The organism is Gammaproteobacteria bacterium (assembly GCA_016199745.1).
Taxonomy (GTDB): domain Bacteria; phylum Pseudomonadota; class Gammaproteobacteria; order Acidiferrobacterales; family Sulfurifustaceae; genus JACQFZ01.
Genome location: JACQFZ010000046.1, coordinates 15,345 through 36,177, shown reverse-complemented (window position 1 = coordinate 36,177; position 20,833 = coordinate 15,345). Strand labels below are relative to the sequence as shown.

At 58.4% G+C, this 20,833-nt stretch carries 14 protein-coding genes; 2 read left to right on the top strand and 12 right to left on the bottom strand.

All coding sequences use genetic code 11. The features are described 5' to 3' along the window. Positions 1–151: 151 nt before the first annotated feature. The 11 genes from hemE to HY308_10710 form a co-directional block, all read right to left on the bottom strand. A complete protein-coding gene (gene hemE / locus HY308_10760; GenBank protein MBI3898762.1) occupies positions 152–1,216 on the bottom strand; it encodes a uroporphyrinogen decarboxylase in 1,065 nt (354 codons plus the stop codon). A 210-nt stretch (positions 1,217–1,426) separates the two neighbouring features. Next, on the bottom strand, positions 1,427–2,836 hold the full coding sequence (locus tag HY308_10755; protein ID MBI3898761.1) for a glutamate synthase subunit beta: 1,410 nt from the start codon (positions 2,834–2,836) through the stop codon (positions 1,427–1,429). Then, positions 2,836–7,338 carry a glutamate synthase large subunit gene (gene gltB / locus HY308_10750; GenBank protein MBI3898760.1) on the bottom strand — a complete coding sequence of 1,501 codons (4,503 nt, stop codon included), beginning with the start codon at positions 7,336–7,338 and terminating at the stop codon, positions 2,836–2,838. The genes HY308_10755 and gltB overlap by 1 nt, the downstream gene beginning before the upstream one ends. Before the next feature lie 144 nt (positions 7,339–7,482). Continuing rightward, entirely contained in the window at positions 7,483–8,661 is a 1,179-nt protein-coding gene (locus HY308_10745) for a deoxyguanosinetriphosphate triphosphohydrolase (protein MBI3898759.1), read from the bottom strand. Positions 8,662–8,664: 3 nt separating this feature from the next. Further along, positions 8,665–9,747: a 3-dehydroquinate synthase gene (gene aroB, locus HY308_10740; protein MBI3898758.1), complete on the bottom strand. Its 1,083-nt coding sequence runs from the start codon at positions 9,745–9,747 to the stop codon at positions 8,665–8,667. Then, complete coding sequence (gene aroK, locus HY308_10735; protein MBI3898757.1) at positions 9,744–10,289, bottom strand: shikimate kinase AroK; 546 nt, start codon at positions 10,287–10,289, stop codon at positions 9,744–9,746. Before aroK ends, aroB begins: the two co-directional genes overlap by 4 nt. A 67-nt stretch (positions 10,290–10,356) precedes the next feature. Next, on the bottom strand, positions 10,357–12,879 hold the full coding sequence (pilQ, locus tag HY308_10730) for a type IV pilus secretin PilQ (protein MBI3898756.1): 2,523 nt from the start codon (positions 12,877–12,879) through the stop codon (positions 10,357–10,359). 25 nt (positions 12,880–12,904) lie between these two features. Further along, positions 12,905–13,330, bottom strand: a complete 426-nt coding sequence (locus HY308_10725; GenBank protein MBI3898755.1) for a pilus assembly protein PilP — start codon at positions 13,328–13,330, stop codon at positions 12,905–12,907. A gap of 112 nt (positions 13,331–13,442) precedes the next feature. After that, on the bottom strand, positions 13,443–14,066 hold the full coding sequence (locus HY308_10720; GenBank protein MBI3898754.1) for a type 4a pilus biogenesis protein PilO: 624 nt from the start codon (positions 14,064–14,066) through the stop codon (positions 13,443–13,445). After that, positions 14,063–14,641, bottom strand: a complete 579-nt coding sequence (locus HY308_10715) for a PilN domain-containing protein (protein MBI3898753.1) — start codon at positions 14,639–14,641, stop codon at positions 14,063–14,065. Before HY308_10715 ends, HY308_10720 begins: the two co-directional genes overlap by 4 nt. Next, the gene (locus tag HY308_10710) at positions 14,638–15,699 is read right to left on the bottom strand and encodes a pilus assembly protein PilM (protein ID MBI3898752.1); all 1,062 of its coding nucleotides are present in this window, start codon (positions 15,697–15,699) and stop codon (positions 14,638–14,640) included. The genes HY308_10715 and HY308_10710 overlap by 4 nt, the downstream gene beginning before the upstream one ends. Before the next feature lie 273 nt (positions 15,700–15,972). Here HY308_10710 and HY308_10705 point away from each other — a divergent pair, with 273 nt between their 5' ends. Continuing rightward, complete coding sequence (locus HY308_10705) at positions 15,973–18,462, top strand: penicillin-binding protein 1A (protein ID MBI3898751.1); 2,490 nt, start codon at positions 15,973–15,975, stop codon at positions 18,460–18,462. Next, positions 18,462–19,094, top strand: a complete 633-nt coding sequence (locus HY308_10700) for a hypothetical protein (protein ID MBI3898750.1) — start codon at positions 18,462–18,464, stop codon at positions 19,092–19,094. Before HY308_10705 ends, HY308_10700 begins: the two co-directional genes overlap by 1 nt. Before the next feature lie 666 nt (positions 19,095–19,760). On the opposite strand, the gene HY308_10695 is transcribed toward HY308_10700, so the two are convergent. Beyond that, positions 19,761–20,750: a diguanylate cyclase gene (locus tag HY308_10695; protein MBI3898749.1), complete on the bottom strand. Its 990-nt coding sequence runs from the start codon at positions 20,748–20,750 to the stop codon at positions 19,761–19,763. Positions 20,751–20,833: the final 83 nt, after the last annotated feature.

Below are 20,833 nucleotides of genomic sequence, written 5' to 3'. Positions count from 1 at the left end.
TGGCCGCTGGCAGCCGGCCGTTCTCTCCATGGCCGCCGGCGACTCTACGCCCGCACTTTTTAAATGACAACTGACGAACTGCGGCAGCTCGCTAGGCCATTGCTGCAAATGGAATTTTGGCGGGACAGCGTGAAAACCGCCCCGCCGGTGACTAGGCGTGAAACGGTCGACTGAGCTCATGGACCGCCTCGACCAGCGCGGCGACGTGGTCGGGCAGGATGTCGGGCGTAATGCCGTGGCCGAGGTTGAAGACATGGCCGCTGCCCTTGCCGAAGCTTTGCAAGACATTGCCGACTTCAGTGCGGATGCGTGCCGGCTCCGCATGCAATGCCGACGGATCGAGATTGCCTTGCAGGGCCACGCGCGCACCGACGCGCTGGCGCGCGTGGCCGAGATCGGTGGTCCAGTCGATGCCGAGCGCATCGGCACCGGCATCGGCCATGGCCTCGAGCCATTGGCCGCCGTTCTTGGTAAACATGATGAGCGGTACTCGCCGTTGTTCGCTCGTGCGCGTCAACCCACGGGCAATGCGCGCCATGTACTCGAGCGAAAACGCGCGGTAATCATTCGGCGTCAACACGCCGCCCCAGGTATCGAAAATCATAAGTGCCTGCGCACCGGCGGCAATCTGCGCATTCAGGTACACCGTTACCGAGCGTGCGAGCACGTCGAGCAGACGATGCAATAACTCCGGTGCTTGATAGCGCATTCGTTTAATTTGAGCGAAGTCGCGGCTGCTGCCGCCTTCGACCATATAAGTCGCTAACGTCCACGGGCTGCCGGCGAAGCCGATCAATGGCACACGGCCATCGAGCTCACGCCGGATCAAGCGCACGGCGTCGCCAACATAACGCAACTCTTGCTCGGGATCGGGTACGCCGAGCGCATCGATGTCAGCGGCGGTGCGCACCGGTCGTTCAAACGCCGGGCCTTCGCCTTCGACAAAGTGCAAGCCCAAGCCCATAGCATCGGGAATCGTCAGAATGTCGGAGAACAAAATTGCCGCATCAAACGCGAAGCGGCGCAGCGGTTGCAACGTGACTTCGCATGCCAGATCCGGCGTCATGCACAGCGTACGGAAGTCACCGGCTTTGGCACGCGTGGCGCGGTATTCGGGGAGATAACGCCCGGCCTGGCGCATGATCCATACCGGCGTGACATCGACGGGCTCGCGCAGCAAGGCGCGCAGAAAAAGGTCGTTCTTAAGTGGCTTCATGGGGCGCGATTTTACACGGCTGGGGATTTGGAAATACGTGCTGTTCAACGGCGGGATGCCTAAAGAATTCCGCAGATACTTACCCTTGCGTCTCCCTCCCCCCTTGCGGGAGAGGGAGACGCAAGGGGAGAGGGGGTAAAATTATAGATTGATAATCCTACCCCTCTCTCCTGTCCTCTCTCCCGCAAGGGGAGAGAGGGACCCTTCGATTTACACGCCCAGGAAATCGAGGATCCCTTCGGCGGCTTCACGACCTTCGAACACGGCGGTCACGACCAAGTCGCTGCCACGCACCATGTCGCCGCCGGCGAACACCTTCGGATTGCCGGTTTGAAAACGTAAGCCCTGATTTTCCTTGCAGACGCGCACGCGGCCGCGATCGTCGACGCCGATCTTGTGCTGGTCGAACCAATCGGCCGGGCTCGGGCGAAAGCCGAAGGCGATGATGACGCGATCGGCCGGGATGATTTCTTCGCTGCCCTCGATCGTCTGCGGCTGCTGTCGGCCGCGGGCGTCGGCCGGTCCGAGCTCGGTGGTCACGACCTTCACGCCTTCCACACCATCGCGGCCGACGATCTCGATCGGTTGGCGGTTCCACAAAAATTGCACGCCCTCTTCCTTGGCGTTCGCGACCTCACGCCGCGAGCCCGGCATGTTGGCCTCGTCGCGTCGATAGGCGCAGCTCACCTCGGTCGCGTCTTGGCGAATCGCCGTGCGTACGCAGTCCATCGCCGTATCGCCGCCGCCGAGCACCACGACGCGTTGACCCTGCATGTCGATGTAGTCGCCGGGCGATTGTTCGATCTTCAGCAAGCGGCGGATGTTCGAGACGAGATACGGCAGCGCTTCGTAAACGCCCGGCCGATCCTCGCCCGCGAAACCACCCTTCATATAAGAGTACGTGCCCATACCGAGAAACACGGCGTCGTAATCGCCGAGCAGTTTCGCGAACGGCACATCGGTACCGATATCGGTGTTGAGCACGAACTGCACGCCCATTTCTTCCAAAATCCGCCGGCGCGTTTGCACCACTTCTTTTTCTAATTTGAACGGTGGAATGCCGAACGTCAGCAAGCCGCCGATCTCGGAATAACGGTCGTAGACCACCGGCTGCACGCCGTTGCGCACCAGCACGTCGGCGCAGGCGAGCCCGGCCGGACCGGCGCCGACGATGGCGACTTTCTTGTCAGTGCGCACGACGCCGGACAAATCCGGCCGCCAACCCTGCTTCAGCGCTTCGTCGGTGATGTACTTCTCGATCGAGCCGATGGTGACGGCACCGAAGCCGTCGTTCAGCGTGCACGCGCCTTCGCACAGTCGGTCCTGCGGACAAATGCGGCCGCAGATTTCCGGCAACGAATTCGTACGGTGCGACAACTCCGCGGCCTCGAACAATTTGCCCTCGGCGATGAGCTGCAGCCAATTCGGAATGTAGTTATGGACCGGGCACTTCCACTCGCAATACGGATTGCCGCAGTCGAGACAGCGCGCACCTTGTGCGGCCGCGCCCTTGGCGTCGAACTGGCCGTAGATTTCGCCGTGCTCACGAATGCGAACATTCACCAGCTTCTTCGCCGGGTCCTGGCGCGGTACCTGCAGAAATTGAAAGACGTTTGACATTAAGCGGCCTGGCGCAGTGTCTCCAGCAAGCGGTCGAGATCGGTCGCCTTCGGTTTGACCAACCAGAACTTGCTCTGGAAATCGGGGAAATTGTCGAGAATCGTCTGGCCCCAGCGGCTGCCGGTTTCGTTGACGAACTCCTGGATCAAATCGCGCAGGTACTGCCGATGCGCCTCCATGATCTCGGTATGGATGCGATGGATGTCGATCAGCTCATGGTTGTAGCGATCGACGAAGTTGTTATCGATGTCGAGCACATAGGCGAGACCGCCGGTCATACCGGCGCCGAAGTTGAGGCCGGTCTCGCCGAGCACAGTGATGATGCCGCCGGTCATGTATTCGCAACCGTGATCGCCGATGCCCTCGACGATGGCGAGTGCGCCGGAGTTACGCACGGCGAAACGCTCGCCGGCGAGGCCGGCGGCATACAGCTTGCCGCCGGTGGCGCCGTAGAGGCAGGTGTTACCGATGATGGTCGACTCGTTGCTTTCAAAACGGCTGCCGTGCGGCGGATGGATGACGATCTTGCCGCCGGCCATGCCCTTGCCGACGTAGTCGTTGGCGTCGCCTTCGAGAATCAAATGCAAACCGCCGGCGTTCCAGACGCCGAAGCTTTGCCCGGCGGTGCCCTTCAAGCGCATGACAACCGGCGCTTGATCCATGCCGTGATCGCCGTGACGCCGGGCGATTTCGCCGGACAAGCGCGCGCCGATCGAGCGATTAAAATTGCGGATCTGGTAATGAAATTCACCGCCGGATAATTTTTCGATCGCCGGCAAGGCGTCGCGCACCATCTGCTCCGCCATCTCGCCTTTGTCGAACGATGGATTGAACATCACCCGGCAATACTGCGGCTTGTCCGGCGGCGCGCTGGCGTCGGACAAAATCGGCGCGAGGTCGAGATGCGATTGCTTGTCGGTCGCGCCCGGCAACGCCGTCAACAAATCGATGCGGCCGATGAGATCGGATAAACGAGTAACGCCGAGCTTCGCCATCCACTCGCGCGTCTCGCGCGCGACGAAGCGGAAATAATTCATCACCATTTCCGGCAGGCCGGTGAAATGTTGCAGGCGCAGCACGTTGTTCTGGGTAGCAACACCGGTAGCGCAATTGTTGAGATGGCAGATGCGCAAATACTTGCAACCGAGCGCAACCATCGGTGCGGTGCCGAACCCGAAACTTTCAGCGCCGAGAATTGCCGCCTTCACCACGTCGAGCCCGGTCTTCAAGCCGCCGTCGGTCTGTAATCGCACGCGCCCGCGCAAATCGTTCAGGCGCAAGGTTTGATGCACTTCGGTGAGACCAAGCTCCCACGGCGTGCCGGCGTACTTCACCGACGTCAACGGACTGGCGCCAGTGCCACCATCGTAGCCGGCGATGGTGATGAGATCGGCGTACGCCTTCGCCACACCCGCGGCGACCGTACCGACACCGGGACCGGAAACGAGCTTCACCGACACCAATGCGTGCGGGTTGATCTGCTTCAAATCGAAGATGAGCTGCGCCAAGTCTTCGATCGAATAAATGTCGTGATGCGGCGGCGGCGAGATCAGCGCCACGCCGGGGCGCGCGTAGCGCAACCGCGCGATCATTTCGTTAACCTTGTCGCCCGGCAGCTGCCCGCCCTCACCTGGCTTCGCGCCCTGGGCGATCTTGATCTGTAGTACTTCGGCGCTCATTAAATACGATGGCGTCACACCGAAACGACCCGACGCGACTTGTTTGATCTTCGAGGTTCTATCGCTACCGTAACGCTTCGGATCCTCGCCGCCCTCACCCGAGTTCGAGCGACCGCCGAGGCGATTCATGGCGATCGCCAACGCCTCGTGCGCTTCCGGCGACAACGCGCCGAGCGACATGCCGGCGGAATCGAAACGCTTAGTAATATTCTCGACCGACTCGACGCGTTCGATCGGAATGGCGACGGCGTCGTCGCGCAATTTGAGCAAGTCGCGCAACACCATCGGTGCGCGGCCGTTCACTAGCGCCGCAAACTCTAAATATTTTTCGTAGTCGCCGCTCTTCACCGCGGCTTGCAGCGTGCTGATGACATCCGGATTGAACGCATGGTACTCGCCGCCGTGAACGAATTTCAGCAAACCGCCCTGCGCCACCGAGCGCCGGCGGTTCCAGGCGTCGCTGGTGAGTATCGTCTGTTCGCGTTCGAGGTCGGCGAAGGTCGCGCCTTGAATGCGGCTGGTGGTGCCGGCGAAGCAACGCTCGACCACTTCATCGTGCAGACCGACGATCTCGAACAATTGTGCGCCGCGGTAGCTGGCCATGGTCGAGATGCCCATCTTCGAGATGATCTTGAACAGGCCCTTGTTGATGCCCTTGCGATAATTTTCGAGATACTTGCCGATATCCTTGTCGGCGACATCGCCGGTGCGCACGAGGTTACGCACGCATTCGTACGCCAAGTACGGATACACAGCGGTCGCGCCGTAGCCGATCAAGCAGGCGAAGTGATGCGGATCGCGCGCGGTCGCGGTCTCGACGACGATGTTGGCGTCGCAGCGCAGACCTTCGCGGATCAAATGGCCGTGCACGGCACCGACCGCAAGCAAGGCGTGGATCGGCAAGCGCCCGCGTTCGATGTTGCGATCGCTCAAGATGAGAATCACTTTGCCGGCGCGTATCGCCGCTGCCGCGGTGACACAGAGCGACTCGATGGCGCGCGGCAAACCAAGCTCGGCGGGATACGTAAGATCGAGCCACTCGTGCGCGTATTCCGGATCGTTCAACAATTGCAGCGCGCGAAATTTACCGATCGACAACACCGGCGAATCGACGATCAAACGCGACGCGTGTCGCGGTGTTTCTTCGAATACATTTTTTTCGCGGCCGAACACGACCTCGATCGACATCACGATCTGCTCGCGCAGCGGATCGATCGGCGGATTCGTCACCTGCGCGAACTGCTGACGAAAATAGTCGTACAACGAGCGAATGCGGGCCGATAACACCGCCATCGGTGTGTCATCGCCCATCGAGCCGACCGCTTCTTGCGCAGTCTCGGCCAGTACATGCACGACTTGCTCGCGCTCTTCGTTGCTCAAGCCGTACATCTTTTGATAAATCAGCAACGCGTCCGGATTCATCGGCGGAACGTTGGTGACATTGGTGTCGAGCGTCGCGTCGAGATAGCGCGTGTGTTCTTTCAGCCAGCGCTTGTACGGCTGGCGAATCTTGAGCAAGTTGTCGATGTCGGCCGGTAACAGCAATTTTCCAGTGGCGGTATCGGCCGCCACCATTTGTCCGGGCTTTAGCCGACCCTTGGCGATGACTTCTTCCGGCGAATAGTCGTAGACGCCGATCTCGGACGCGAGCGTAATGACACAACCGCTGTAGTCGCCGTCTTTGAGATCGCCGAGCACCGGATCGCGAGTGATGACGTAACGCACCGGCCGCAACCCATTGCGGTCCATGACACAGGCGGCGTAACGGCCGTCGGTCAAAACAATGCCTGCCGGCCCGTCCCACGGCTCCATGTGCTTGGCGTGAAATTGATAAAACGCCTGCAGGTCCGGATCCATGGTGCTGACGTTCTGCCACGCCGGCGGCACCAAAATGCGCATCGCCCGAAAGATATCGATACCACCGGCCAACAACGCCTCGAGCATATTGTCGAGACTCATTGAATCAGAACCGGACATCGATACCAGCGGCAACACGTCTTCCATTTTTGGAATCAACGGCGTGCGCATGCGCGGACCACGGGCAGCGGCCCAGAAGCGGTTGCCCTGAATGGTGTTGATCTCGCCGTTGTGAGCGAGATAGCGGAACGGATGCGCCAAGCGCCACTGCGGCCAGGTGTTGGTCGAGAAACGCTGGTGGAACACGCACAACGTCGACTCGAGGCGCGGGTCTTTGAGATCGGTATAGAACACCGGCAAGTTGGCCGGCATGACTAATCCCTTGTAGCTCAGCAACCGTGCCGACAATGACGGAACGTAAAACACGGGATCGTTTGCCTGCAGCGCCTTTTCCGTGCGACGCCGGGCTATATAAAGACGGCGATCGAAGGTGGATTCATCCATGCCGTCCGGAGCGCTGACAAATACCTGCTCGATCTGCGGCAAGGTCTTCAAGGCTTCGATGCCACAACCCTCGGGATGGGTGGGAACCACGCGCCAACCAGCGACGATCAGCCCTTCGGCGGCAAGCTCGCGTGCAAGCGTTTGCCTAGCCTGCTCGGCCAGCGTTGTCTCTGAATTTAAGAAAACGGCGCCGACCGCATAAACGTCGGTGAGGATAAAACCGAGCTCTGCCGCCAAGGCGCGCAGGAGCCGATCCGGCTTCTGCAGCAGCAGACCGCAACCGTCGCCGGTCTTGCCGTCGGCCGCCACTGCACCACGATGAGCCAAACGAGCGAGCGAGCTAATGGCGGTTTGTACCAGCCAATGGCTAGAACGGCCGTCCATATGGGCAATAAGCCCAAAACCGCAGCTATCTTTTTCGAATTCCGGCCGGTAAAGCCCCGCTGCCGGAGGATTTTGCATTGAATTCACACGTTTCTCGCTTGCTTCCGGACGCCAAACGGCGTGCTCAGGGTTAAAACCGCGGAAATACGTACGAAAAGGCCAATGAGTATACACCGGCCTCCAATCCGTGGAGCCAATGTTTGTCAAAAAGTGACAGCCGATTTATCCCCAATCGACAGAATTTAGAAAGCGTACGTGTTCGCGAATGGCGTAGCGATCTGTCATACCGGCGATGTAATCGGCCACCACCCGTGCTCGCTGCGTCTCCGGATCGTCGTCGGCGCGCTGCAAGCGCTCCTGATACTCGGCGGGCAGTAACTTCGGGTCCTGCCAGAAAACTTGAAACAAGTCCTGCACGGTCTTCGCGGCCTTGGCGCTGACTTCTTTGACCCGCGGATGGACATAAAGGTTTTGTCGCAAGAAGCGTTTTAGCGCTAGCACCTGTGCCCGCACCGGCTCGGAGTAACCCACCAGCGGCTGATCGCGCTCGCGTACGTCGTCGATGTTGCGAACACCGGCGGCGTCGATTCGCGCACGGCTTTGGTCGATGAAGTCGTTGACGACGACGTCGATCATGTGACGGATGGTTTCGTGGATGCGCCGGCGGGTCGGCAACTCCGGGTAACGCCGGCCGATGCGCTCGTACTGTTCGGCGAACAAGGCGATTTCCTGCAACTGCTCGATCGACACTAAGCCGGAACGCAAACCGTCGTCGACGTCGTGATTGTTGTAGGCGATTTCGTCGGCGACGTTGGCGACTTGCGCTTCCAGACCGGGTTGTTTCTTTTCGATAAAGCGCCGGCCGACGTCGCCGAGCTCGCGTGCGTGTTTGATCGAGCAATGTTTGAGGATGCCCTCGCGCATTTCGAACGTCAGATTTAATCCGGGAAAGTCGGCATAGCGCTCTTCCAGCACGTCGACCACGCGCAACGATTGCAGGTTGTGCTCGAAGCCGCCGTAGTCGCGCATGCAGTCGTTCAGCGCGTCCTGGCCGGTGTGACCGAACGGTGTGTGGCCAAGATCGTGCGCGAGTGAAATACCTTCGATCAAATCTTCGTTGAGGCCGAGTGCCCGAGCGATCGAGCGCGCGATCTGCGCTACCTCGATTGAATGCGTAAGGCGCGTACGAAACAGATCACCCTCGTGGTTAACGAAGACTTGGGTTTTATATTCCAGGCGCCGGAATGCGGCGCAATGAATGATGCGGTCGCGGTCGCGTTGATATTCGTTGCGGTAACGCGGCGCCGGCTCGGGATATTGCCGGCCACGCGAACGCGTCTCCGAGGCGGCATACGGCGCCAGCGCGCGCGCTGTCGAAGCGATGGCGTCGGCTGATGCCATCGGTCAGTCGGCCGCGCGGCCGGCGGCCAGCGTTTGCTCGAGCAGCGCCGTCGGTGCTTCGGCGGTGATGACGGCATCGCCGAGGCGCTTCAACAATACCAGCCGCAACTGGCCGGCCTCGACTTTCTTGTCGACCGCCATCAACTCTTTGAACCGTTGTGCGCTCAACCCGGCCGGCGCACGCACCGGCAAGTGCGCTGCCTTGAGCACCGCTTCGATGCGCGTTACATCGACATCGCTCAGCCAACCCAGGCGCCGCGACAGATCGGCCGCCATTACCATGCCGGTAGCGACGGCTTCGCCGTGCAGCCATTGGCCGTAACCCATGCCGGTCTCGATCGCATGGCCGAACGTGTGACCCAAGTTGAGGATGGCGCGCAACCCGCCTTCGGTTTCGTCGGCGGCAACGACGTCGGCTTTGTTACGGCACGAACGCTCGATGGCATATTGCAGCGCCTCCGGTTCGCGTTGTAACAACCGTTCGAGATTTTTTTCCAGCCAATCGAAAAATTCGGGGTCGCGGATCAGGCCGTATTTGACGACTTCCGCTAAGCCGGCGCTTAGCTCCCGCGCCGACAAGGTCCTGAGCGTATCGGTGTCGATTACCACGGCGCGCGGTTGATAGAACGCGCCGATCATATTCTTGCCGAGCGGATGATTGACGCCGGTTTTACCGCCGACCGAGGAATCGACCTGCGACAGTAACGTCGTCGGAATCTGCACAAACGGTACGCCCCGCTGATAGCAGGCGGCGGCGAAACCGGCCATGTCGCCGACGACACCGCCGCCGAGCGCGAGCACCGTGGTTTTCCGGTCGCAGCGCGCCTCGAGCAGTGCGTCGAAGATGCGCGTAAGCACGGTTAGGGTTTTGTGCTGCTCACCATCCGGCAGGATCACTTCGACCGGTTTAGCCGCCGACAACGACGCCCGCAAGCGCGGCAGATACAACGGCGCGATCGTTTCATTGGTGACGATGGCGATACGGCCGCTTAGGTGTGGCGCCATTATTTCCGGTCGTGCGAGCAGTCCCGAGCCGATATAGATCGGATAACTACGTTCGCCTAACTCAACTCGCAGCGTTTTCATTGCGTAGCACTTTCGTTGCCTTTTAGAGCTTGGATCTTGGTGACAATTTCTTGGGCCACCGCCGACGGCGAACGGTGGTCGGTGATGATGATGATATCGGCAGCGGCGCGATATAGCGGATCGCGCACGCGCAGAATTTCCTCGAATTTGGCGCGACGATCACCGTCTTGTAACAACGGTCGATTGCGATCGCGATGGGTCCGCGCCAACAATGTCTCGATGGGGGCTTGTAGGTAAACGACAATGCCGCGACTACGCAATACTTGCCGATTGCTTTCCGCCAAGATAGCGCCGCCGCCGGTAGCTAGCACCAAATCATCCCGCGTCGTCAGATCTTCGATCGCCGCCGATTCGCGCCGTCGGAAGCCGTCTTCCCCCTCAATTTCGAAGATGAGCGCAACGCTCGCCCCGGTACGGCGCTCGATCTCGTGATCGGAATCGCGGAAATCCTTCTGGAGTAAATCAGCGAGATGCCGCCCGATGGTCGACTTACCTGCCCCCATCGGGCCGATCAGAAAAATGCGGCCCGCCTTGTTTGTCATAGCGGCGGTATGCCAGCAACACGGCAAGAAATCAAGAGAGCGGCGTTTTGCGCCACTCTCTTGGCGGTTAACGTAGCGTCAAATTCTGAGACACGATGCGCGGCGTGAGGAAGATCAGGAGCTCTGTTTTGTTGTCCTTGAGGCTCTTGTTTTTAAATAACCATCCGAGCACAGGGATATCGCCAAAGAAGGGAATCTTGGTTTCGGTATTATTTTTGTCCTGCTCATAAATACCGCCAATCACTACCGTTTCCCCGTTGTCGAGTAATACCGTGGTATTGATATCTTTGAGATTCAAAAGACCAATGGATGCATCGACGAAATTATCCTTCGTGATATTGACATCGAGGTTGACTCGATCGTCGGGTGTAATCTGCGGCGTAACTTCGAGCTTTAGCGTTGCACGCTTGGTGGTTCGGACAACTTCACTGCCCTCGAATGATACGAACGTTGCTTCTTGCCCCTGCTCGATTTTAGCTTTCTTCTGATTGGCAGTAATAACGCGGGGACTTGAAATAATCTTACCCTGGCCTTCCTGTTCGAGCGCTGATAGCTCCAAATCGAGCATACGAGCGCCGGCTTGCAAGGTAACGGCAAAAAGACCCGGCGTTGTGGCCGTACCTGCACCACCACTAGCTAGGTTCACGTTAAAGCCGTTTGGCGAGGTCGCCGTACTGAGCGTACCGGGAGAATCGAGACTTCCACCGGTGACGACCCGATTATTTCCAATGGCGCCATCGCTCAAATGACCCCAACGAATACCAATTCCCTGGGCGAAGTTATTGGTGGCCTCCACCAGGCGAGCTTCGATCAACACCTGACGCACTGGTTGGTCGAGCTTGGCGATGAGCGAACGAACCTCACGTATCTTGCCAGGAGTGTCTTGTACTAATACGGAGTTAGTACGATCGTCTACCGTTACCTGGCCACGCGGAGACAGCAGGGAATTTGATGTAAGCGAATTATCTGCTGACGTTGGTGAAGCCTGAATAACGCTTCCACCCTGTGTAGTTGCTTGATTTGATGCTTTGACGGACTTGAGCAAAGCAGCGATATCAGACGCCTTGGCGTAATTAATCTGAACCAATTCCGAGACGAGTGGCTCGATTTCGATAATGGTCTTGGTGGCTTCGAGCGACGCTTTCTCTTTCGCCGCCACTTCAGAGGCGGGCGCCACCGTCACCACGTTGCCTTTTTTCCGTACCGCCAGATTTTTCGCATCGACGATAAGATCCAGCGCTTGGTCCCACGGAACATCTTTCAACCGCAACGTGAGAGCGCCTTTCACCGTATCGCTGACGACGAAGTTGAGCCCGGTAAAATCGGCAAGCACCTGCAAAGCAGCACGCACGTCGATATTCTGGAAATTGAGCGACAGCTTCTCACCGGAATAGCCGAATTCATCGACTTTCTTTTCATCGGGCTTTTCGATGACCGGCTTGATGCTAACGGTAAAAACGTCGCCGGTCTGATAAGCCACATGCTCATAGCGCCCCTTGGGGGTAATGACCATGCGCGTGTTACGCCCTTGCGCAAAAGTGTCGACGGTTTGCACCGGCGTTGCGAAATCGACCACGTCGAGCCGCCGCTGTAGCTCGGGCGAAACCGATGTGTTGCTGAAATCGAGGATGATTTCTCCCGCCTGCTCGCGGATATCGACACCCACCGCTGGATCGGACAGCTTGATCACGATCTTGCCGTCGGCTTGTGGACCGCGGCGGAAATCGATCGACTTCAAACTATATTTGCCGCTCTCGCGCGCACTGCCGAAGTGGGTCATCTTCGGCTGCTCAGCCGATGCAATGGTTGTCGGCGGCGCGTTCACGGTTAAGACATAATTATTGCCGTCGACCGCCGCGGTGTAACCCACCGGTTTCAGAAGGTTCAACACCAATCGCGTACGACCATCGGCTTCTACTGCCGTCACGCTCGTTACCGCACCGGCGCGCACCGGAACGGTTTTATTGACCATGGTTACCCGCGTATTCGGAAAATCGAACGAAATGCGCGCGGGATTGGTAATCGAGAAGGTACTGGGGTCGCTCGGGGTTTGCGCCATGCGCACCGTAATTTGTATACGCTCGCCGGGCAGCTTGGCATAGACCACTTCTTTAATTTCATTCAACGGTGGCGCTGTCGGCGCCGGCGCAGCAGCAACTTCAGGTTGCGCCGGCGCCACGGTTGTTGCCTGCTCGAGGCTGATAGCGGCCGCATAGCCCGTTTGGGTTTTTTCGACCTGCACCTTGCCCGGCTGATCCAGCACTAAATCGATGTTGGCGGTCGTTCCATCTGCCGCCATCGACGGATAGACGCCGCGCACGTATTGCTGACCGTCGAGATCCAGTGCCTGTTGCCCTAACTTAGTGTCAGGAAAGGCCAGGCGTAACCATTGACCGCCTTCGAGCACTTCTGCCTTGTACGACGCATCGCCATCTATCGTGACCTGAAGCGTTGGCGTCGAAGCGCCCGCCGCCCAGGACAGCGATTGAATTTCGGCAGCCGCTGCCAGCGGCGCCATCAGCAGCAGCGCCAAGCTGGAGAAACAGGCGGATATGGTGCGGCCCTTGGAAGTCATTGATCGTATATTCATGAGATCTACCTACCCTGTCGCGATCTTATTGTTCGGCGAGTGCCACGCTGGCCTCGCGCTCTACCCAATCACCTAACGGACCTTGCACCAACTCGATAAGGCTGATTTTTTCTTCGGAGATACGCAGGATCTTGCCGAAGTTCTGCCCCATATGATTGCCGACGGAAAGGCGATGCACGGTTCCGTCCGGCGCTTGAATCACTGCCCAAAATTGCTTGCCGCGTATCAGCGTGCCAACCATCTTCAACGCATCCAGCGGAAATTCTTCGAGCGCCTCTTTGCGCCGGTTCATGTCCGGCCGTGGGCCGGCGCCAGCGGTGGCTTGCGCCTTGCGACTAAATTGCGCGAACGGGTCCACCAAATTATCGGCAGCGTAGGCGAACTGCTCCTGCGGCTTAACCTCCGGCAACGGCTCAACTTTCGGCGTCTTGCCGGCATGGGCTGTTTTCACAAACTCTCGTAAATCATCCATTCCATCACTACTGCAGCCGACCAATAAAAGTAGCCCGCCAATAGATGCGAGACGAAACAAAAACGACTTAGCTACCGAGCGCTTCATAGAGTTATTTGTTGCCCGTGCGCGATTTTTTGGGAGTTGCGTCGGCCGGCGGTCCGGAATCGAGGTAACGATAGGTCCGCGCCGTTGCTGTCATGCTTAACCGAGGGCCCTTTTCTCCCGAAAGTGTAATATCCCCGAAGGTCACAATCCGCGGCAGGGCAGCAACATCACTGATGAACTGCGCCAGCTCGTGATAACTGCCGCTCACTTGGAGGCTAATAGGAAGCTCGGCGTAGAAATCTTTGGGCGATTCTTTCTCCGGCCGAAACAACGAGAACTCGAGTCCGCGCCCCAACCCAGCCTGGGTAATATCAACTAGCAGATCCGGCACTTCGGTAGTATTTGGCAGTTGCCGCAGCAAACTTCCAAAAGTGCGCTCCATCTCTTCCATCTGTTGCCGATAGATTTCGATATTGAGCGCCAGCAACTTCTTGTTGAGATACGTCTGGCGCAACTCCTGTTCTTGCTCCTGCGCCTTCGCCTTCTCTTCAAGCTTGTCGGCAATCAGGAACCAATAACCCAAGGCTAAGATCAACAAGCCCACTACCGCCACGCCGAGGATTTTGACCGGCAGCGGTAACGAGGAAATGTCGTTGAGATTTATATTTTTTAATTCGTCTAACGTCATGTCCCACTCCCAGACACCTCTGCCGCTTCCTTCTTGGTGATGTTCTTCACCTTCATGGAAAATTCGCTGACGCGGTCGCCGCCTTGCGGTTTGACATTAATCACTTCCAGCTCAGGATCGGCGAACCACTCTGAACCAGAAAAATTACGCATTAGCGCCGAGACTCGAGCGTTGGATTGTGCGGCGCCGGTAAGTGCAATCACATTCCCCGTCTGTTTCAACGTCCGCAACTGCACACCTTCCGGTACGCGCCGCACCAATTCGTCGAAAATATGAACGACGCGGGTACGGTCGGCCTGCAGCTGTTGAATCACATTCATTCGCGCGATCAAGTCTTGCCGCTTCTTCTTGAGCTCGGCGATCTCTTTAATTTCTTTCTCGACCTTGGCGATCTCTAGCTTCAAGAAATCGTTGCGTTGGTTCTGGACAACGATCAAATCGCCGACATGCAAATAAGCAGCACCGACGATCAACGCCGTCAACGCCCAAGCGCCGATCGCCAACCGCAATAGCTTTTGATCGAGATCACGCCGGCGCATCTCGCGCCAGGGCAATAGATTTAAGCGTGTCGTCATGGGTCGAAGCTCCGCAACGCGAGGCCACAAGAGATCATGAGCGACGGCGCATCATTGCTAAGTAATTGCGGCTTAACGCGCGTCGACAACGACATGCTGGTGAATGGATTTGCCACCATCGCCGGCACGCCGATGCGGGCCGCAACCAGCTCATCAATGCTCGGGATTTGGGCGCAACCGCCGGCTAATAGCAGTTGATCGACGCTATTGAACGGACTTGATGAATAGAAGAACTGCAATGCGCGCATGATTTCTTGGCACATCGCTTCCATAAACGGACGCAACACATCCGTTTGGTAGTTGTCGGGCAAACCGCCTTGTTTTTTGGCAAGGCCGGCTTCTTCATAAGACAAGCCGTAACGCCGCTGAATTTCTTCCGTCAGCTGGCGACCGCCGAAGGAGTGGTGGCGGGTGTAGACCGAACGATTGTTGTGCATGACATTGATCGTGGTCTCGGTCGCGCCGACATCGATAGTGGCGACCGTCTTTTCCATGCCGCCGCCCGGCATGTGATGGGCGATGAGCCCATAGGCGTTTTCCATGGCGTAGGTCTCGATATCGACTACGCCTGGCGTTAAACCGCGGCCCTGAATAACGGCTAAATAGTCGTCGACGATTTCCTTGCGACACGCGGCCATGAGGACATCGACCTCAGTAGCACCGGGTTCTTGCATTTGCAGTACTTGATAATCGAGGTTGACCTCATCAAGCGGGTAGGGGATGTAGTGGTCGGCCTCCATCTCAATCTGTGTCTGCCGCTCTTGATCGGAGAGGTTGGCCGGCATCTTGATGACTTTGGTAATAACATGCGCCGCCGGTATCGCGACCGCGGCATGCTTACAACGCGTGCCCGAGCGCTTGACGGCACGCTCGACGGCATCGGCAACCTGTTCGACTTCGGTGATGGCGTGCTCAACAACGGCGTTCTGCGGCAACGGCTCAACGGCGTAGCGTTCGACTCGGTAATGCTCTCCCTCTTTACTGAGCTCGAGAACCTTGACCGCAGATGAACTGATGTCGATGCCCACCAGCGGCGGCTGCTTTCGCGCAAAGAGCAACTCGGCTAGATTCGGCACTATTTCCCCTTAACATTCAATCGGTTATTATCTAAATGGATAATGTAGGTGAATGGTATAGAGAACTATAGTCCATGAAATTTGGAAATGACAAACCAACGCGGAACGGAAGATCTTGTTAGTAAAGCCACTCCCTAAATTTCGTGAACCGGCCATTTGCGGCGACGCACGTCCACGCTGTCGCCGTTCTTTCGTTATATACTGCCGGACGCTCGCGTTTTCGCTCGAATCTTCCTGACGATTTCCTCGCACCTAATGCAAAGTTTTCGGCAACTACTGGCTCGATTGGCGGCACATCTTCCCCGTCGACCGTGGCAACTCGCTCTCGTTGGATTCTTCGGTCTGATGGCCTTCGGTGTCGTCGTGCTGGCCATGGTCGCCTTGGCACTGGTACCGACACTGCCACCCCTGAACGACCTGACAGATCCCGACCTCAAGGTCCCACTGCGCGTATACACCGCCGATGGCGTATTAATCGCCGAATTCGGCGAAGAGAAGCGCATTCCGGTAAAGATCGACGCGGTGCCGCCGCAACTGATCCAAGCCATTCTCTCGGCCGAGGATCACTCGTTTTATCAACACCACGGTGTCGACGTCGTCGGTATCGTCCGCGCGGCGGTGTACAACTTCCGCACCGGCAGCACCGGGCAGGGCGCTAGCACCATCACGATGCAGGTCGCGCGCAATTTCCTGCTGAGCCCGGAAAAAACCTACACCCGCAAACTCAAAGAAATACTACTCGCCTTCAAGATCGAGCAAGAACTGTCGAAAGAACAGATCCTCGAGCTCTACATCAACAAAATTTTCCTCGGTCATCGCGCTTACGGTTTTGCCGCGGCGGCGCAGGTCTATTACGGCTCGACCCTCGACAAACTCAGCTTGTCCGAGATCGCGATGCTCGCTGGCCTGCCGCGGGCACCGTCACGCGACAATCCGGTCACCAATCCGCAAAGCGCGCTGGAACGGCGCGACTACGTGTTGCGGCATATGCATGACCTCGGTTACATCAACGATGCCACGCTCGAACAAGCCTTCAAGGCGCCGTTAACCGCGAGCAAACACGCGCTGCATTACGAGTTCGAAGCGCCCTACGTCGCCGAAGCGGTACGGCAATACATGCTGCAGACGTACGACGAAAAAACCTACGCCGGCGGCTTTCATGTCTACACCACGATCGACAGCAAACATCAGCGTGCTGCCAATCAAGCGCTGCGGCATGCGTTGCTCGATTACGATCGGCGTCATGGCTACCGCGGCGCCGTCGCGCACGTTTCGTTGCATGAGCCGCTCGACATGGGTCATCTTGATGACACGCTCAAGGACTACCGTGTTGTGGGCGAGTTGATTCCTGCGATCGTTACCAAAATCGGCGAAAAAAATGCGGGTGCCTACACGCAAGACGGCACCATGGTGTCTCTCGATTGGTCGGCCTTATCGTGGGCGCGGTCTTATATCAATGAAAATGCCATAGGCGCCATTCCGGAAACCGCAAGCAACGTAGTACGAGTCGGTGATGTGGTTTATCTAGAACCGCCCGTCACTACGGCCGAGATCACTGGCGTGGAAACGGGACATTGGCGTTTAGCGCAAGTGCCGCAAGTGACCGGCGCACTGGTGTCGCTGCGGCCGCGCGACGGCGCCGTGTTAGCACTTGCCGGCGGTTTCGATTTCACCAATAGCAGCTTCAACCGCGCCACCCAAGCCGAGCGTCAGCCGGGCTCAAGTCTGAAGCCCTTCATCTATACAGCGGCCCTGGAGAAAGGCTTCACCGCCGCCACCGCCGTCAGTGGCGCACCGATCGTCATTGAAGACGCCAATCTCGAAGATGAATGGCGGCCGGAAGATTATTCCCGCAAGTTCTTCGGACCAACGCGGTTACGTAAGGCGCTAGCGCTATCGCTTAACCTGGTGTCGATCCGCGTGGTCCGTGCGATCGGTCCGACATATGCCGCGGAATATCTCGGTCGCTTCGGTTTCGATCCGGCCAAGCTTCCGCACAACTTGTCGCTCGCGCTCGGGACGGCGTCAGCGACACCCATGCAAATGGCAACGGCTTTTTCGGTCTACGCGAACACGGGCTTTAAGGTCGAGCCCTACTTCATCACGCGCGTGGAAGACAGCAAGCACAACGTCATCGAGCAAGCAGACCCGCTCATCGCCTGTGCCGACTGCGAAACCGCCGGCACGGCGGTCGCCGCCAACCCGCGCCTAGCACCGCGCGTGCTGAATGCCGACGTCAGCTTCATCACCACCAGCATGATGCAAGACGTCATTCGCGAAGGCACGGCGACGGCAGCCAAAGTACTCGGCCGTAACGATCTGGCCGGCAAAACCGGCACCACCGACGATTATCGCGACGCCTGGTTCACTGGCTTCAACCGCGACGTGGTGGCGACGGCTTGGATCGGTTTCGACCAACCCACATCGCTCGGGCGTGGCGAGGCGGGCGGGCGTACCGCGCTGCCGATGTGGATCGACTACATGCGCGTTGCATTAGACGGGGTGCCGGAACAACGCCCGGTTCCACCAGAAGGTATCGTCAGGGCCTATGTCGACAGCGAAACCGGCACCCTCGTCGAAGCCGGCAGCCCCAATGCGATCGAGGAGTATTTCATCCGCGGCCACGAATCCGGCGGCGCTACCGCGGCAACTGACCTGCCAACCACCGATGCCGTCGATACAACATCGCTACCGGCGCCCTCGGTACCTTCCGAATCTGAAAAGGTGCGTGAAAAACTCTTCTAATGCCCCCTCGATCGAACTCGCGGCATAGCCGCTCTCGCCCGCGCGGCGAAGAGCAGAAACGCCTGCGTATCACCGCCGAGGCGGCGCGCATCATGGCGGAAGAGGGTGTTGATGATTATCAAACGGCGAAACGCAAAGCGGCGACGCGGCTAAACATCACCGACCAGCAACATCTGCCCAGTAACGAAGAAATAGAAGCAGCGCTGGCGCAGCACTTACAGCTGTTTCATGGTCCGGAGTTGGCACGCAATACGCGGCGGCTGCGCGAAATTGCCTTGCAGGCGATGCGCTTTCTCGAGGCCTTCGAACCACGCCTGGTCGGTTCGGTGTTAAGTGGAACCGTGACACCGAACGCCGAAGTTCAACTGCATGTCAGCGCCGACACGCCGGAAAACATCGCCCTGTTTCTGGGCGAGCACCATATTCCGTTCGAGCAGGGCAAACGGCGCTTACGCTTTGGCGACGAACGTTATGAAAACGTGTCGGCCTTTCGGTTCTCAGCCGATGGAACCACTATCGAGCTTTGCCTCTTCAATTCCCGCGCTGTCCGCGAACCCCCGCTAAGCCCGGTAGACGGCCGTCCCATGCGGCGAGCCAATTTGCGCGAGGTCGAGTTATTGCTCCAGCGGTAAATCCCACGACTTCCTTGTCGAAAACCCTGGCCTAAACTATATAAATAGCTGGGCATAGATAGAACGCAAAGCTAATAAACCACGCTATCCACCGACCCGCTTCGTCGGGGCGGAACGATACAAACCTGCTACTTTCGCCTTAGGGCGATTGAGTAATCTTAAGGGGCGATCACAATGAAGAGAAATTTTTACGCCGCAATCTTGGCTACGAGTTTAGTTGCGGGTTGCGGAAGCAGTGACAGCGACGGCGCGTCCGTCGGAACTACGATAACCCTTAACCCGTCGTCGATTACCTGGACCGCCAGTGCAGATTTAAATCCGGGGGCGTTCGAACGAACCCGCGTTACGGTAAGTCTCGTCAGAGGTGAAGCGCCCCTAGCAAATACGGAAGTCGAGCTCTTCCTTGATCTCTCAGACGGAACGACGACCGGCGGTCAAGCAATGGTCCTGCGGGACACCGACGGCACAGCACACGCGTCACCCTACAAGGTAACTACCGATTCCAACGGAATCGCTCGAGTTCTCGTCGATGTCTTCATCGGCGAGGGTACGTCTTACACCGGCTCGCTCAGTGCGTATAGCGGTGCTGCCCTAGGTAGCATGACCATTACCGTGTCCTGCGAGGATGGAACCGCTACCTGCCCATAGGTAGACAGCACGAGGCAATTACGATTTGGAAGCTTCGCGCAACGCTTGCTGCGCCGCCGCCAACAACGTCGGGGCATCGCTGAATGGTGCAAGTTCAGCGATGCCGATGGAGACAGACACCGGCGGCAGAATGCTCTCGTCGGACATTAGTACCACCGCCTCGCCGACCGCATGCCGAACGCGCTCGGCGACCACTCCGGCCCCCGCGATATCCGCTTCCGGCAACACAATCGCAAACTGCCCGGCGCCGTAGCGCGCCGCTAAATCTGTCGGCCGCACACTATTGAGCAACGTCTGCGCCACCGCGTATAACGCGTGGTCACCGGCGTCGTAGCCGAAATCGGCGTTGTATTGGCCGAAATCATCGATATCGACCAGCAACAGTGCCAGCGATTTACCGGCCATCGAGCTGCGCATGATTTGCCGCGGTAATACGTTTTCCAGCCAGCGGCGATTGTGCAGGCCGGTGGCCTCATCAAGCGTGGCGTGGCGCTTATAAGCCGCGGCCAGTTGACCGGTGTTACCGACGGTGCCGGCGCTGGCGCGCAAGCGCTCGGCCAATACATTCAAAAGGTTACGGGCCAATGGATGCGAGGTGGCGACCAGCGTGCCGGCGGTTTGTGCATCGACCACTAAGACGCGGGCGGCCTCCAGGGCCATAACCGTCACCGTAGACGGCGCCCATTGAAACAATGACAACTCGCCGAAGCCGTCGCCGACTTCGATGAAAGTGTCCGGCAAAATCGATGAGGGATCGCGCGCCCGCAGGCGGCCGCTGAGAACGAAGTAGAGCGCCGGGCAGGTTTCGCCGGCGCGCACTAAGACTTCGCCGACGACTAAGGTGCGCACCGCACAGCGGCGCAACAAGCCTTCGACGCCGCTAAGCTCGACGCCTTCTAAAAGGCGCAGTTGGACCAACTCTTCACGTGTGGCCCGCGGTAAATCAGCTGATACGCTATCGCTGTTGCTCCATGACGGCGTCGTTGATTGATCAGTAAATTGCAGCATTGCATCCACCTCTGTACCCCGACTTATCACCTACGTATAAAGCAAGCTTGGTGCCAGCGTCGGCCGGCCGTCTCAATCTTGGC

Coding starts and splice junctions, on each gene's coding strand:
- HY308_10755 (MBI3898761.1), bottom strand. CDS start 2,836: ATGTCAAACGTCTTTCAATTTCTGCAGGTACCGCGCCAGGACCCGGCG.
- aroK (MBI3898757.1), bottom strand. CDS start 10,289: ATGACAAACAAGGCGGGCCGCATTTTTCTGATCGGCCCGATGGGGGCA.
- hemE (MBI3898762.1), bottom strand. CDS start 1,216: ATGAAGCCACTTAAGAACGACCTTTTTCTGCGCGCCTTGCTGCGCGAG.
- HY308_10745 (MBI3898759.1), bottom strand. CDS start 8,661: ATGGCATCAGCCGACGCCATCGCTTCGACAGCGCGCGCGCTGGCGCCG.
- HY308_10695 (MBI3898749.1), bottom strand. CDS start 20,750: ATGCTGCAATTTACTGATCAATCAACGACGCCGTCATGGAGCAACAGC.
- HY308_10715 (MBI3898753.1), bottom strand. CDS start 14,641: ATGACGACACGCTTAAATCTATTGCCCTGGCGCGAGATGCGCCGGCGT.
- gltB (MBI3898760.1), bottom strand. CDS start 7,338: ATGCAAAATCCTCCGGCAGCGGGGCTTTACCGGCCGGAATTCGAAAAA.
- pilQ (MBI3898756.1), bottom strand. CDS start 12,879: ATGAATATACGATCAATGACTTCCAAGGGCCGCACCATATCCGCCTGT.
- HY308_10720 (MBI3898754.1), bottom strand. CDS start 14,066: ATGACGTTAGACGAATTAAAAAATATAAATCTCAACGACATTTCCTCG.
- aroB (MBI3898758.1), bottom strand. CDS start 9,747: ATGAAAACGCTGCGAGTTGAGTTAGGCGAACGTAGTTATCCGATCTAT.
- HY308_10705 (MBI3898751.1), top strand. CDS start 15,973: ATGCAAAGTTTTCGGCAACTACTGGCTCGATTGGCGGCACATCTTCCC.
- HY308_10700 (MBI3898750.1), top strand. CDS start 18,462: ATGCCCCCTCGATCGAACTCGCGGCATAGCCGCTCTCGCCCGCGCGGC.